At 69.4% G+C, this 14,008-nt stretch carries 13 protein-coding genes; all 13 read left to right on the top strand.

The window, feature by feature from the left end; translation table 11 throughout:
* Positions 1-108: 108 nt before the first annotated feature.
* The 13 genes from GEV26_RS10320 to GEV26_RS10260 all read left to right on the top strand — a co-directional run bounded on the left by GEV26_RS10320 (position 109) and on the right by GEV26_RS10260 (position 13,990).
* Positions 109-1,134 carry an AurF N-oxygenase family protein gene (locus GEV26_RS10320; RefSeq protein ID WP_153652991.1) on the top strand — a complete coding sequence of 342 codons (1,026 nt, stop codon included), beginning with the start codon at positions 109-111 and terminating at the stop codon, positions 1,132-1,134.
* A gap of 3 nt (positions 1,135-1,137) precedes the next feature.
* Positions 1,138-2,796 (top strand): FAD-dependent oxidoreductase, encoded by a 1,659-nt coding sequence (locus GEV26_RS10315; protein ID WP_153652990.1) that lies wholly within the window; start codon positions 1,138-1,140, stop codon positions 2,794-2,796.
* A 107-nt stretch (positions 2,797-2,903) separates the two neighbouring features.
* Positions 2,904-3,800 (top strand): pyridoxal 5'-phosphate synthase lyase subunit PdxS, encoded by an 897-nt coding sequence (gene pdxS / locus GEV26_RS10310; protein ID WP_208430950.1) that lies wholly within the window; start codon positions 2,904-2,906, stop codon positions 3,798-3,800.
* Positions 3,801-4,079: 279 nt separating this feature from the next.
* The gene (gene pdxT / locus GEV26_RS10305; protein WP_153652988.1) at positions 4,080-4,679 is read left to right on the top strand and encodes a pyridoxal 5'-phosphate synthase glutaminase subunit PdxT; all 600 of its coding nucleotides are present in this window, start codon (positions 4,080-4,082) and stop codon (positions 4,677-4,679) included.
* A gap of 29 nt (positions 4,680-4,708) precedes the next feature.
* Positions 4,709-5,470: a YebC/PmpR family DNA-binding transcriptional regulator gene (locus GEV26_RS10300; protein WP_153652987.1), complete on the top strand. Its 762-nt coding sequence runs from the start codon at positions 4,709-4,711 to the stop codon at positions 5,468-5,470.
* 96 nt (positions 5,471-5,566) lie between these two features.
* Positions 5,567-6,103, top strand: coding sequence for a crossover junction endodeoxyribonuclease RuvC (gene ruvC / locus GEV26_RS10295; protein ID WP_153652986.1), 537 nt, complete (start codon positions 5,567-5,569; stop codon positions 6,101-6,103).
* The gene (ruvA, locus tag GEV26_RS10290) at positions 6,100-6,690 is read left to right on the top strand and encodes a Holliday junction branch migration protein RuvA (protein WP_153652985.1); all 591 of its coding nucleotides are present in this window, start codon (positions 6,100-6,102) and stop codon (positions 6,688-6,690) included. Before ruvC ends, ruvA begins: the two co-directional genes overlap by 4 nt.
* Positions 6,690-7,757: a Holliday junction branch migration DNA helicase RuvB gene (gene ruvB / locus GEV26_RS10285; protein WP_153652984.1), complete on the top strand. Its 1,068-nt coding sequence runs from the start codon at positions 6,690-6,692 to the stop codon at positions 7,755-7,757. The genes ruvA and ruvB overlap by 1 nt, the downstream gene beginning before the upstream one ends.
* Before the next feature lie 112 nt (positions 7,758-7,869).
* On the top strand, positions 7,870-8,169 hold the full coding sequence (gene yajC / locus GEV26_RS10280) for a preprotein translocase subunit YajC (protein ID WP_194839816.1): 300 nt from the start codon (positions 7,870-7,872) through the stop codon (positions 8,167-8,169).
* The gene (gene secD / locus GEV26_RS10275) at positions 8,169-9,815 is read left to right on the top strand and encodes a protein translocase subunit SecD (RefSeq protein WP_153652982.1); all 1,647 of its coding nucleotides are present in this window, start codon (positions 8,169-8,171) and stop codon (positions 9,813-9,815) included. Before yajC ends, secD begins: the two co-directional genes overlap by 1 nt.
* A complete protein-coding gene (gene secF, locus GEV26_RS10270) occupies positions 9,812-10,921 on the top strand; it encodes a protein translocase subunit SecF (protein WP_153652981.1) in 1,110 nt (369 codons plus the stop codon). Before secD ends, secF begins: the two co-directional genes overlap by 4 nt.
* Before the next feature lie 67 nt (positions 10,922-10,988).
* The gene (locus GEV26_RS10265; protein ID WP_153652980.1) at positions 10,989-11,519 is read left to right on the top strand and encodes an adenine phosphoribosyltransferase; all 531 of its coding nucleotides are present in this window, start codon (positions 10,989-10,991) and stop codon (positions 11,517-11,519) included.
* A gap of 164 nt (positions 11,520-11,683) precedes the next feature.
* Complete coding sequence (locus GEV26_RS10260) at positions 11,684-13,990, top strand: RelA/SpoT family protein (protein ID WP_153652979.1); 2,307 nt, start codon at positions 11,684-11,686, stop codon at positions 13,988-13,990.
* Positions 13,991-14,008 lie beyond the last annotated feature (18 nt).

The following is a 14,008-nucleotide window of genomic DNA, read 5'->3' as shown; positions in this document are numbered from 1 at the left end:
CCGGGCCCCTCCGGCGGCCGGACCGTGACATCAACTATGTGACATCGACGTTGACACATACCCCGGGTATGGGCGATGCTGGCGGTCCGCCGAGCCCGAGGAGCCTCGATGTCCCAGACGATCAACCCGCCCAGTGCCGATCTGCCCGACATCCCCGTCGACGTGTCGCCCGAGCAGTACGCCGACATCCTCCGGGCGCTCTCGCAGGCCTCGGTCGACCGGCACTTCGACGCGTTCGTCGACGTCCCGTGGGAGCACCCCGACTTCGCCGTCCGGTCCGACGATCCGCGATGGGTCCTGCCCGCGGATGTGGATCCCCTCGGCGCGCACCCGTGGTACCAGGCGCAGTCGCTCGAGCGGCGCATCGCGATCGGGCAGTGGCGCCAGGCCAACATCCTCAAGGTCGGCCTGCAGTTCGAGAACATCCTGATCCGCGGCATCATGCAGTACGTCTTCACGCTGCCCAACGACTCCCCGGAGTACCGCTACCTCACGCACGAGGCGACCGAGGAGTGCCACCACACGCAGATGTTCCAGGAGACCGTCAACCGCATCGGGGCTCCGGTCGAGGGCATGCCGTGGCTGATGCGCCGCATCGCCGGGCTGCTGCCGTGGGCGGCGTCGGCAGCGCCCTTCGGGTTCTTCATCGGGGTGCTGGCCGGCGAGGAGCCGATCGACCACACGCAGAAGGCGATCCTGCGCAGCGGTGAGGAGCTGCCTCCAGTGCTGTCGCGGGTCATGGAGATCCACGTCGCCGAGGAAGCCCGGCACATCTCGTTCGCCCACCACTACGTCCGCCGCAACGCCCCGCGGCTCGGACCGATCGAGAAGCGAGTGATGGCGATGCTGTTCCCGGTCATCATGCGGGTGCTGTGCGACGTGATCATGGTGCCGTCGGCGTCGTTCCGCCGGGAGTTCGGCATCCCGCGGCGCGTCATGAAGGACCTGTGGTGGCGGTCGCCGGCGTCCCGGGCCCGGCTCCAGGAGCTGTTCGGGGATGTCCGCATGCTCGCCGACCAGGCCGGCCTGCGCGAGACGCGGACGGCGCGCTGGATGTGGAAGCTGTGCCGCATCGACGGCCGTCCCTCCCGCTACCGCAGTGAGCCCCCGGTCGCCTTTGCAGGACAGGCCTGAGCGGTGCCCCACGTCGTCACCCAGGCCTGCTGCGGCGACGCGTCGTGCGTCTTCGCGTGCCCGGTCAACGCGATCCACCCCACGCCCGACGAGCCCGACTTCGGCCTCGCGGAGATGCTGTACATCGACCCGGTGTCGTGTGTCGACTGCGGTGCCTGCGTGACGGCCTGCCCGGTGGGGGCGATCGCTCCGCAGGACAAGCTGACCGACGCGCAGCTGCCGTTCGTCGACATCAACGCGATGTTCCACGACGTCCCGCGGGACCACCCGGCGCAGGCTCCCGTGCCCGCGGTCGTCCCGCGGGCGACCACGGACGAGCTCCGCGTCGCGATCGTGGGCGCGGGCCCCGCGGCGCTGTACGCCGCGGACGAGCTGTTGAAGCGGCCCGGTACGCGAGTGACCGTCCTCGACCGGCTGCCGACACCGCACGGGCTGGTGCGCGCGGGCGTCGCGCCGGATCACCAGAGCACCCGGTCCATCGAGGGGCTGTTCCGGCAGATCGAGGAGCAGGACGGGTTCTCGTACCTGCTGGGTGTCGAGGTCGGCACCCACCTCTCCCACGAGGAGCTCGCAGCTCATCACCACGCCGTCGTGTACGCGACGGGTGCCTCGCGGGACCGCCGCCTCGGCATCCCCGGGGAGGATCTCGCCGGCAGCGACACAGCCACGGCCTTCGTCGCCTGGTACAACGCGCATCCCGACCACGCGGCCCGGACGTTCGACCTCAGCACCGAGCGGGTGGTCGTGGTGGGCAACGGCAACGTGGCGCTGGACGTGGCGCGGATCCTCGCCACCGACCCCGAGCGGCTCGCCACGACCGACATCTCCGACCACGCGCTCGAGGTGCTCCGCGGCAGCGCGGTGCGCGAGATCGTGCTGCTGGGGCGCCGCGGCGCCGCCCAGGCGGCGTTCACCCTGCCCGAGCTGGTCGGGCTCCTCGCCCGCGACGACATCGAGATCGTCGTGGAGGGTGACGACCTGCGCGCGGTGACCGGTGACCCGATCGTGCAGCAGAAGCTGGCTGCGCTGCGGGCCGCACAGTCGCGTCCGGCGCGCCCGGGTGCCCGCCGCATCGTCTTCCGGTTCGCGACGTCGCCGCTCGAGCTCGAGGGTGACGGACGCGTCGAGGCGGTCAGGGTGTGCCGCAACGACCTCGTCGAGACGACGGGAGTCGTCACGTCGGTGCAGACCTCCGACGTCGAGGCGATCAGCACGGGCCTCGTGCTGCGGTCGATCGGCTACCGTGGCGCGCCGCTGGCCGGGCTGCCGTTCGACGACGCACGCGCGGTGGTGCCCCATGAGCTCGGCCGGGTCGCCGGGATGCCGCGGACGTACGCCGTGGGATGGATCAAGCGGGGTCCGAGCGGCTTCATCGGCACGAACAAGACGTGCGCGCAGGAGACCGTCGACCGCCTGATCGGCGACGCGAACGCCGGGGCCCTCGACGTCCCGGTCGGCAGCGCGGCAGATCTGCGGCGACTCGTGCGCTCCCGGGTGGGCTCGACGATCGGGGTCCGCGGTTGGCGTGAGATCGACCGGCACGAGCGGGCGGCCGGTGTGCGTGAGGGCAGACCGCGCCGCCGGATGGATGACGTGGGGGAGATGCTCGAGGTCGCCGCCCACGCGGCACCCGCCACCCGGCGACGCCGCAGCCGGGGGTGACGGTGGGGGCCTTGTCCCGTCCCGTCAGTTGTCCTTCGTCGAGGTGGCGCTGCGATCGGGAGTAGACTTCCAGCACCATCCCGGGTGACATCACGAAGGACACTGCAGTGAGCATTGAGGCAACCACGGTCGGCACCTCCCGCGTCAAGCGCGGCATGGCGGAGATGCTCAAGGGTGGCGTCATCATGGACGTCGTCAACGCCGAGCAGGCCAAGATCGCCGAGGACGCCGGCGCAGTCGCCGTGATGGCGCTCGAGCGCGTGCCCGCCGACATCCGTTCGCAGGGCGGCGTGGCGCGCATGTCCGATCCCGACCTGATCGACGGGATCATCGAGCAGGTCTCGATCCCGGTCATGGCCAAGGCCCGCATCGGCCACTTCGTCGAGGCGCAGGTGCTGCAGTCCCTCGGTGTCGACTACATCGACGAGTCCGAGGTCCTGACCCCGGCCGACTACGCCAACCACATCGACAAGTGGAACTTCACCGTCCCGTTCGTGTGCGGTGCGACCAACCTTGGCGAGGCGCTGCGTCGGATCACCGAGGGCGCGGCGATGATCCGCTCCAAGGGCGAGGCCGGCACCGGTGACGTCTCCAACGCCACGATGCACATGCGCAAGATCGGTGGCGAGATCCGCCGTCTGCAGTCGCTCAACGAGGACGAGCTGTACGTCGCGGCCAAGGAGCTGCAGGCGCCGTACGACCTGGTCAAGGAGGTCGCCGAGGCCGGCAAGCTCCCGGTGGTGCTGTTCACCGCCGGCGGCATCGCGACACCGGCCGACGCCGCGATGATGATGCAGCTGGGTGCCGAGGGCGTCTTCGTCGGCTCGGGCATCTTCAAGTCCGGCAACCCCGCCGAGCGGGCCGCCGCGGTCGTCAAGGCCACGACGTTCTTCGACGATGCCGACGTCATCGCGAAGGTCTCGCGCGGGCTGGGCGAGGCCATGGTCGGCATCAACGTCGACGAGATCCCCGAGCCGCACCGTCTGGCCGAGCGCGGCTGGTAGTCCGCCCGACTTCTCGCGGCGTGTAGCGAAAATTTCACGTCGCGGGAGTATGCTGCGAGACGTCAGCACGTGCGGGGTATGGGAGTGCCTCACTTCATGTGCTGGCGCAAGAGGGAGCTCGATCCGCCGGACGCCAGTCGTTCGTGCCGGGTCACTCACTCCGCTGGACCCGATCGGGAGGGAATTCCGTGAGGGAGCGGCGGCGGTGGCGTATCCCCTGGAGACTCGTCTCTCACGCCGCCGCCGTCGTCACGCGGACCCGCTCAGTACGCTTGCCGCGTGCCTTCCCCCTCCATCGGTGTGTTCGCCCTCCAGGGCGATGTCCGCGAGCACCTGCGTGTCCTGAACGATCTCGGCGTCGACGCCGTCCGCGTCCGCCGTCCCGAGGAGCTGGCGCGCTGCGACGCCCTCGTGCTGCCCGGTGGGGAGTCCACGACGATGTACAAGCTCGCGCGGACGTTCGAGCTGTTCGAGCCGCTGGTCGACCGCATCCGGTCGGGCATGCCGACGTTCGGCACCTGCGCGGGGATGATCATGATGGCCGACCGCCTCGAGGACGCCGCCGAGGGTCAGGAGACCCTCGGCGGCCTCGACATCACGGTGCGCCGCAATGCGTTCGGCCGGCAGGTCGACTCGTTCGAGGGGGAGCTCGACTTCGACGGGCTCGGCGATCCCGTGCACGCGGTGTTCATCCGCGCACCGTGGGTCGAGGACCTCGGCGAAGGCGTCGAACCACTTGCCACGATCCCGGCGGGCGAGGCAGCCGGTAGAATCGTCGCCGTCCGACAGGGCAGCCTGATGGCGACCTCTTTCCACCCCGAGGTGGGGGGCGACGATCGCATTCATCGCTACTTCGTGGACCTCGTCAAGCAGTCGTAGACCGTCATCCGTACGTAAGGGGCAGCGCCATGTCAGGCCATTCCAAGTGGGCGACCACGAAGCACAAGAAGGCCATCGTCGACGCCAAGCGCGGCAAGATGTTCGCCAAGATGGTCAAGAACATCGAGGTCGCTGCGCGCATCGGTGGTCCTGACCCCGACGGCAACCCCACGCTCTACGACGCGATCCAGAAGGCCCGCAAGTCCTCGGTGCCCAAGGACCACATCGACCGCGCGGTCAAGCGCGGCGGCGGTGTGGGTGACGACGCGGTCGACTACACCACGATCATGTACGAGGGATATGCGCCCGGTGGCGTCGCGCTGCTGGTCGAGTGCCTGACCGACAACCGCAACCGCGCCGCGATGGAGGTGCGCACCGCGATGACCCGCAACGGCGGCACGATGGCCGATCCGGGCTCGGTGTCCTACATGTTCAACCGCAAGGGCGTCATCATGGTCCCGCGGGAGCAGGAGGGCGGTCCGACCAACGAGGACGACGTCCTGCTCGCGGTGCTCGATGCGGGTGCCGAGGAGGTCAACGACCACGACGGATCGTTCGAGGTCATCAGCGAGCCGACCGACCTGGTCGCGGTCCGCACCGCGCTGCAGGAGGCCGGGCTCGACTACGACTCGGCCGATGCGTCGTTCGTGCCCTCCATGACGGTCGACGTCGACGTCGAGGCGGCCACCAAGATCATGAAGCTCATCGACGCGCTGGAGGACTGCGACGACGTGCAGAACGTCTTCGCCAACTTCGACGCCTCCGACGAGGTCATGGCGCAGGTCGAGTGATCCCGGGGCGGCTGCCCTGCGGCGCGTCGCCGTCCGCGTGACGGGGGAGCGGTCTAGGCTGTCGAACATGCGTTCTATCTGTGGGACGGGTCCCGCATGAGGGTCCTCGGCATCGATCCGGGTCTCACCCGCTGCGGTGTGGGCGTCGTCGACGGCACGGTGGGACGTCCGCTGACGATGGTGCATGTGGGCGTCTACCGCACGCCCGCCGACCTCGACACCGCGCGGCGGCTGCACCGGCTGGAGCAGGCGATCGAGGAGGACGTGCTGCTGCACCGTCCCGACGTGGTCGCGGTCGAGCGCGTCTTCAGCCAGCACAACGTCAGCACGGTCATGGGCACGGCCCAGGCCAGTGGTGTCGCGATGCTCGTCGCAGCCCGGCACGGCATCCCGGTGCACCTGCACACGCCGAGCGAGGTCAAGGCGTCCGTCACCGGCAGCGGCCGCGCCGACAAGGCCCAGGTCACGCAGATGGTCACCCGGCTGCTGAGGCTCACCGAGGCGCCCAAGCCCGCGGACGCGGCCGACGCGCTCGCGCTCGCGATCTGCCACATCTGGCGCGGTGGCGCCAAGAACCGGCTCGAGCTCGCCGTCGCCGCGGCCCGCGCCACCCCCACGAGAGGTCCCCGATGATCGCCCACGTCCGCGGCCCGGTCGCCGCCGTCACCCTCACCTCCGCCGTCATCGACGTCGGGGGAGTGGGCATGCAGATCATGTGCACCCCTGGCACGATCGCGACGCTGCGCATCGGCACCGAGGTGCAGCTGTCCACCTCGATGGTGGTGCGCGAGGACTCGTTGACCGTCTTCGGCTTCGCGACCCCCGACGAGCGCGACATGTTCGAGCTGGTGCAGACCGCGAGCGGTGTGGGCCCCAAGGTCGCCCAGGCCATGCTGGCCGTGCTCGATCCCGACCGCTTGCGTCAGGCGATCGGCCAGGGCGATCTCGCGACGCTCACCACGGTCCCCGGCATCGGCCGCAAGGGTGCCGAGCGGATCGTGGTCGAGCTCAAGGACCGGGTCGGCGTCACCACGACCGTGGCCGCCGGAGCGCCCGCGTGGCGGTCCCAGGTCCACGAGGCCCTGCTGGGCCTCGGCTGGTCGACCAGGGACGCCGACGCGGCCCTCGACCGGGTGTCCGCCGACCTGCCTGCAGGCGCCGACCCCGACGTCTCCTCGATCCTGCGCGACGCCCTGCGCTCGCTTGCGAAGACCCGCTGATGCACGGCGATCACGACGAGGCGTACGACGACGGGGCCTTCGAGGCGATCGTGGCCGAGGCGCGCCCCGAGGACCGCGCGTTCGAGGCGGCCCTGCGTCCCCGCACGCTCGACGAGCTCGTGGGCCAAGAACGCGTGCGCGAGCAGCTGTCGCTCGTGCTCGAGGCGGCGATGGGCCGCGGACGCACCCCCGACCACGTCCTGCTGTCCGGTCCGCCCGGGCTCGGCAAGACGACCATCGCGATGATCATCGCGACCCAGCTCTCGGCGCCGCTGCGCATCACCAGCGGACCGGCCATCCAGCACGCGGGCGACCTCGCGGCGATCCTGTCCGGCATCAACGAGGGCGACGTCCTGTTCATCGACGAGATCCATCGCATGTCGCGGCCCGCGGAGGAGCTGCTCTACATGGCGATGGAGGACTTCCGCGTCGACGTCATCGTCGGCAAGGGTCCCGGCGCGACCGCGATCCCACTGGAGATCCCGCCGTTCACGGTGGTCGGCGCGACGACGCGGGCGGGTCTGCTGCCCAGCCCGCTGCGCGACCGGTTCGGCTTCACCGCGCAGCTCGACTACTACGACCCCGAAGAGCTGCACCGGATCGTCGTGCGGTCGGCCGGGCTGCTCGGCCTGGACGTCAGTGACGATGGCGGGCGCGAGATCGCCTCCCGCTCGCGCGGCACCCCGCGCATCGCCAACCGGCTGCTGCGCCGAGTCCGCGACTTCGCCGAGGTGCGTGCCGGGGGAGTCATCGACCACGACGTGGCCCGCGACGCTCTCTCGCTCTACGAGGTGGACGAGCTCGGCCTGGACCGCCTCGACCGTGCGGTGCTCGACGCGTTGTGCCGCAGCTTCGGCGGCGGGCCGGTGGGCGTGTCGACCCTCGCGGTCGCGGTGGGCGAGGAGCGCGAGACCGTGGAGGAGCTCGCCGAGCCCTTCCTCGTACGCCTCGGATTCCTGGCGCGCACCCCGCGCGGACGCGTTGCGACGCCCGCGGCCTGGCGCCATCTAGGCCTGTCGGCCCCTGCGGGACTCGATCAGCTCCCGCTGCCCGACGACTCGCCGTAACGCCACACCGTGACGCGTGTCATGCTGCGAAGGTTGCCGGGCTAAACTATCCGGCGGCCCTCCGGCCATGCCCGACGATGTCGGGTCACACCACCGTTACGGGAGATCCACCGTGGAAAACTGGGCATCCACCCTGCTGCCGATTGCCATCTTGGTCCTGGCCTTCTGGTTCCTGGTCCTTCGGCCGGCACGTGCCCAACGGCGCGACTTCCAAGGGCTGCAGAGCCAGCTCGCTCCGGGTCAGCGGGTCATGCTGGCCAGCGGCATCTTCGGTGAGACCGTCACGATCGGTGACGAGACCGTCGAGCTGCTCGTCGCACCCGGGACCGTGATCACCGTCAACCGCCACGCGGTCTCGCGCATCATCGCCGACGAGATCGAGACCGAGCCTGAATCGAGCACAGACAGCTGATGGCAAAATCCCCGCAGCGCAGCTCTTCGCTTCCTCGTCCCAAGAGGACGCTCACCCTGTTCCTGGTCGTGCTTCTGGCGCTCTACGCGCTGGTCGCGCTGATCAACCTCGGCACCGACAAGGGCGAGGACAGTGCGTGGCAGCCCCGGCTCGGGCTCGACCTCGAGGGCGGTACGCGCATCAGCCTGCAGGCCAAGGCCACCGAGGGCGACGTCACCAAGGACAAGCTCGACCAGGCGCGCAACATCATCGACCAGCGCGTCAACGCGACAGGCGTGACCGAGGCCGAGGTGACCACCCAGGGCAACGACCAGGTGATCATCGAGATCCCCGGTGAGCGCAAGGCCGGCATCGTCGACGAGGTCGGCAAGACCGCCCAGCTGCGGTTCCGACTGCTCTGGGCAGGCAACCTGCCGAGCGCGACCAAGCCGCTCGCGGCCAAGGACGCTGCGGCCCAGCAGAAGATCATCGACGGCATCGACTGGAGCAAGCTCACGCTCGACCAGATGATCCAGGCCGAGCTGCAGGGGGTCCAGACCCTGCCCAAGGCGTACCAGGCCGGTATCGCCGCGCTGCAGAAGGAGGCAGCCGGCTTCGTGTGCAACCCCGAGGGCGTCGACGTCGACGATGTCGCCGGCAAGCCTCTGGTCACCTGCGACACGTCCAACGGCGAGGTGCAGATCCTCAGCCCGACGGTCATCCCCGGCTCCGACATCAAGAGCGCCGAGCCCCAGTACGACGCGCAGCGTGCCGAGTGGAGCGTGCGCATCGAGCTCAAGGGTGAGGGCAAGTCGGCCTTCAAGACCGTCACCACCGCGCTGACCCCGGGCCAGAACCGGTTCGCGATCGTGCTCGACGGTGAGACGATCACGGCGCCCGCGTCACAGGCGCCGATCAACAACGGCGTCTCGCAGATCACCGGCGGCTTCAACGCCGACTCGGCCAAGGCGCTGTCCAACCAGCTGAAGTTCGGCGCTCTTCCCCTGACGTTCGCCGTCAACGGCAGCGAGGAGATCGGCCCGTCGCTTGCCGGCACGCAGCTCGATGCCGGTCTGGTCGCGGGCGTGATCGGCCTGCTCCTGGTCATCGTCTACTGCTTGTTCTACTACCGCGGCCTGGGCCTGGTCATCATCGGCTCGCTGGCCGTGGCGTCGGCCCTGACGTACGTCATGGTGCTGCTGCTCGGCAAGGGCGTCGGGTTCACCCTGACGCTGCCGGGCATCGCGGGACTGATCGTGGCGATCGGCATCACCGCCGACTCGTTCATCGTGTTCTTCGAACGCATCCGCGACGAGGTGCGTGACGGCAAGTCGCTGCGCCTGGCCGTCGAGGCCGGCTGGGTACGCGCCCGCGGCACGATCCTGGCCGCCGACGCGGTCTCGATCATCGCCGCGATCACGCTGTTCATCTTCGCGATCGGTGTCGTGCGCGGATTCGCGTTCGCGCTCGGCCTCACGACGCTGATCGACGTGTTCGTGGTGTTCTTCTTCACCAAGCCGCTGGTCTCGCTGCTCGCCCGGACGAAGTTCTTCGGCCAGGGCCACAAGCTGTCCGGGCTCGACGCGAGTCACCTGGGCATCACGGGCCGCAAGGTCACCGAGATCGCGCGCACGCAACCGAACAAGGCAGAGAAGGTCAGCCGATGAGCCGCATCAGCACGTTCGGGCACAACCTCTACGAAGGACGCGTGTCGTTCGACTTCATCGGCCGGCGCAAGCTCTTCTACGCGATCTCGGCGGCCATCGTCGTCGTCGCAGCGCTCGCGTTCATGGTGCGCGGCTTCAACTACGGCGTGGAGTTCAAGGGCGGTGTCGAGTTCACCGCGAAGGTCGCGGTCGCCGACGTCCAGTCCTCCGACGCGATGATCCAGGCCGTCGAGGACGCCGGGGTGCCCGATGCGGGCGACCCGACGGTGCAGACGTCCGGCAACGACACGATCCGCATCCAGACCCGCGCCCTGACGCAGGACGAGGCCACCCAGGTCACCGACTCGCTGAAGAAGGCCGGCGCGACCGAGGTGAGCCAGAACCTCATCGGCCCCACGTACGGCAAACAGGTCGCGACCAAGGCCCTCACCGGCCTGATCGTGTTCCTGCTGATCGTCGTGGTGTTCATCTGGGCGTACTTCCGCGAGTGGCGGATGTCGGTGGCCGGCATCGTCGCCCTGATCCACGACCTGGTCATCACCGCAGGCGTGTACGCGCTGTCCGGCTTCGAGGTCACCCCGGCGACGGTCACCGGACTGCTGACGATCCTCGGCTTCTCGCTGTACGACACCGTGGTGGTGTTCGACAAGGTCCGCGAGAACACGAAGGGCATCTTGACCTCGACCACCAGGACGTACGCCGAGCAGGCCAACCTGGCGCTCAACCAGACCCTGGTCCGATCGATCAACACCTCGATCACGGCCCTGCTCCCGGTCGCTGCCCTGTTGTTCGCGGGTGTCTTCATCCTCGGCACCGGTCCGCTCAAGGACCTCGCGCTCGCACTGTTCGTCGGCATGCTCGCCGGTGCGTACTCCTCGATCTTCATCGCGACGCCGCTCGCCTCGCAGCTCAAGGAGCGCGAGCCGGCGATCAAGGCGCAGGCCGCGAGGGTCATGGCGCGGCGGGCCAAGGAGGCCCGGGAGGGCGAGACCCCCGTCCCGGCCGGCGCGCCGGCGCCCGCACGGACCGTGCGACCGTCGGCCGCGGCCAAGCGGGCGCAGCCCAGTCGCAAGCCCCGGTCCCAGCGCGGCAAGGGCGGTTCGTAGGCTCGTACCCTGGACGGTGGGCTCCGACGAGCCCGATCGCCCAGCACCCGCCCGCGAGAGGACCTGCATGACCGACCTGGATGCCACGATCGACCGGCTCGTACGACAGATCCCGGACTGGCCGGAGCCGGGTGTCACGTTCCGTGACATCACCCCGCTGCTCGCGGACGCCGAGGCTCTCGCCGCGGTCGTCGACGGGCTGGTCGATCTCGCCGAGGGCTTCGGTCCGGTCGACGCAGTGCTGGGCATCGAGGCGCGCGGATTCATCTTCGGACCGGCGATCGCCCTTCGCATCGGAGCCGGGTTCGTCCCGGTCCGCAAGCCCGGCAAGCTGCCGTCCGCCTCGCACTCCACGTCGTACGACCTGGAGTACGGCTCGGCCTCGCTGCACATGCACCTCGACGCGATCGTGTCGGGATCCCGCGTGCTCGTGGTCGACGACATCCTTGCGACGGGCGGCACGATGGCCGCTGCGACGGACCTGGTCACCCAGGCCGGGGGAGTCGTGGCCGGCAACCTCGTCCTGATCGAGATCTCCGAGCTCGGCGGGGCCGAACGGCTCGCGCCGACCGGCTGCGCAGCCCTCCGCACGTACTGACCCCCGACGAATCGAGAGCCATGAACCCCCACCAGGTCCGCATCGTTGCGCTCGTGCTGGTCGCGATCCTCGTGCTCGGCGCCGCAGCGACCCTGCTCGGCGAGCTCCTCTGACCGTTGCATGACCGGCGGCCGACTAGACTGAACAGACAGTGAGGAGAGCGCGTGGCTGATCGCACCGAAGCACCGGCGGTCGAGTCGAAGAACGACTCGGCGCCCGCGTCTGCGCGCGTCCGCAACCGTCTCGCCCGCATCGGCGGCAGCAAGGGCAGCTCGCCCGACACGGTGCTCGACCCGCTGATCAAGATCTACCGGTCGACCCACCCCAAGGGCGACATCGCGGTGCTCCAGAAGGCGTACCGGATCGCCGAGCAGATGCACGACGGGCAGAAGCGCAAGAGCGGCGACCCGTACATCACCCACCCGCTCGCGGTGGCCACGATCCTCGCCGAGCTCGGCATGACGGCCCCGACCCTGTGCGCGGCCCTGCTGCACGACACGGTCGAGGACACCCCCTACACGCTGGACCAGCTGTCCGCGGACTTCGGTGACGAGGTGCGCCAGCTGGTCGACGGCGTGACCAAGCTCGACAAGGTCAAGTACGGCGACTCGGCCCAGTCCGAGACGATCCGCAAGATGGTCGTGGCGATGAGCCGCGACATCCGCGTGCTGGTCATCAAGCTCGCCGACCGCCTGCACAACATGCGCACGCTGCGCTACCTGCGTCAGGACAAGCAGGAGCGGATCGCGCGCGAGACGATCGAGATCTTTGCGCCCCTGGCCCACCGCCTCGGCATGAACACGATCAAGTGGGAGCTCGAGGACCTCGCGTTCGCGACGCTGCACCCCAAGGTCTACGACGAGATCGTCCGGCTCGTCGCCGACCGCGCGCCGTCGCGCGAGCAGTTCCTCGAGCGGGTGGTCAGCGACGTCGAGTCCGACCTGCGCCACGTCAAGCTGAAGGCCACGGTCTCCAGCCGGCCCAAGCACTACTACTCGATCTACCAGAAGATGCTGCTGGGCGGCCGGGAGTTCTCCGACATCTTCGACCTCGTCGGGGTGCGCATCCTGGTCGACACCGTGGCCGACTGCTACGGCGTCCTCGGCGTGCTTCACGCCCGGTGGAACCCCATCCCGGGACGGTTCAAGGACTACATCTCGGTCCCGAAGTTCAACATGTACCAGTCACTGCACACCACGGTGATCGGCCCGCAGGGCAAGCCCGTCGAGCTGCAGATCCGCACCTACGCGATGCACCGCCGGGCCGAGTACGGCGTCGCGGCGCACTGGAAGTACAAGGAGGATGCGGCCGGCGGCGTGAAGACCGGCGGCAAGGCCCCCGACAGCAGCGACATGGTGTGGCTGCGCGAGCTGCTCGACTGGCAGTCCGAGACCGAGAGCTCGGTCGACTTCCTGGACTCGCTGCGCTTCGAGATCAACAACGCAGGCGTCTACGCGTACACGCCGCGCGGCGACCTGATCCAGCTGCCGGCCAAGGCGACGCCGGTCGACTTCGCGTACGCGGTGCACACCGAGGTCGGGCACGCGTGCATCGGCGCGCGGGTCAACGGACGCCTGGTGTCGCTGGAGTCGACGCTGGAGAGCGGCGACGTCGTCGAGATCTTCACGTCCAAGTCGCCCGACGCGGGCCCGAGCCGCGACTGGCTCGAGTTCGTCGTCAGCCCCCGTGCGCGCAACAAGATCCGCCAGTGGTTCACCAAGGAGCGTCGCGAGGAGGCCATCGAGCGCGGCAAGGACCTCATCGCCAAGCAGATGCGCAAGGAGGGCCTGCCGCTCCATCGCCTGTTCAAGCACGAGACGCTCGCGACCGTCGCTGCCGAGCTCCACCTGCCCGACGTGTCGACGTTGTACGCGGCCGTCGGTGAGGGCAACGTGGGCGCGCAGAGCGTCGTCGAGCGCGTGATCGACCTCGCGGGCGGCCGCGAGGGTGCGCAGGAGGATCTCGCCGAGGCGACGACCCTGCCGAGCATCGGCTCGAGGCGTCGTGCCGATCCGCGCGACGCCGGAGTCATCGTCGAGGGTCTCGAGGGCGACGACGTCATGGTCAAGCTCGCCCGGTGCTGCACGCCCGTGCCCGGCGATGCGATCGAGGGCTTCGTGACCCGCGGCGACGGTGTGTCGGTGCACCGGGCGGACTGCGCCAACCTGATCTCGCTGCGGAGCCAGCCCGAGCGCCTGGTGGCCGTGCGGTGGGCGCCGACCGGCAAGAGCACGTTCCTCGTCGCGATCCAGGTCGAGGGACTCGACCGGCCCCGTCTGCTCAGCGACATCACGCGCGTGATCTCCGATCAGCACGTCAACATCTTGTCGGCGTCCCTGTCGACAGGTCGCGACCGGGTGGCCAAGTCCAAGTTCACCTTCGAGATGGCCGATCCCAAGCACCTCGGCCACGTCCTCAGCGCCGTCCGCACCGTCGAAGGCGTCTTCGACGTCTACCGCCTCACCCAATGACACAACGCTGACGAGGCC

The organism is Aeromicrobium yanjiei, assembly GCF_009649075.1.
Taxonomy (GTDB): domain Bacteria; phylum Actinomycetota; class Actinomycetes; order Propionibacteriales; family Nocardioidaceae; genus Aeromicrobium; species Aeromicrobium yanjiei.
Note: the sequence above shows the minus strand (reverse complement) of the source record. Positions and strands in the feature narration are given on the sequence as shown.

Coding starts and splice junctions, on each gene's coding strand:
- GEV26_RS10265 (WP_153652980.1), top strand. CDS start 10,989: ATGACCGACCTGGATGCCACGATCGACCGGCTCGTACGACAGATCCCG.
- ruvA (WP_153652985.1), top strand. CDS start 6,100: ATGATCGCCCACGTCCGCGGCCCGGTCGCCGCCGTCACCCTCACCTCC.
- ruvB (WP_153652984.1), top strand. CDS start 6,690: ATGCACGGCGATCACGACGAGGCGTACGACGACGGGGCCTTCGAGGCG.
- GEV26_RS10320 (WP_153652991.1), top strand. CDS start 109: ATGTCCCAGACGATCAACCCGCCCAGTGCCGATCTGCCCGACATCCCC.
- ruvC (WP_153652986.1), top strand. CDS start 5,567: ATGAGGGTCCTCGGCATCGATCCGGGTCTCACCCGCTGCGGTGTGGGC.
- secF (WP_153652981.1), top strand. CDS start 9,812: ATGAGCCGCATCAGCACGTTCGGGCACAACCTCTACGAAGGACGCGTG.
- GEV26_RS10300 (WP_153652987.1), top strand. CDS start 4,709: ATGTCAGGCCATTCCAAGTGGGCGACCACGAAGCACAAGAAGGCCATC.
- secD (WP_153652982.1), top strand. CDS start 8,169: ATGGCAAAATCCCCGCAGCGCAGCTCTTCGCTTCCTCGTCCCAAGAGG.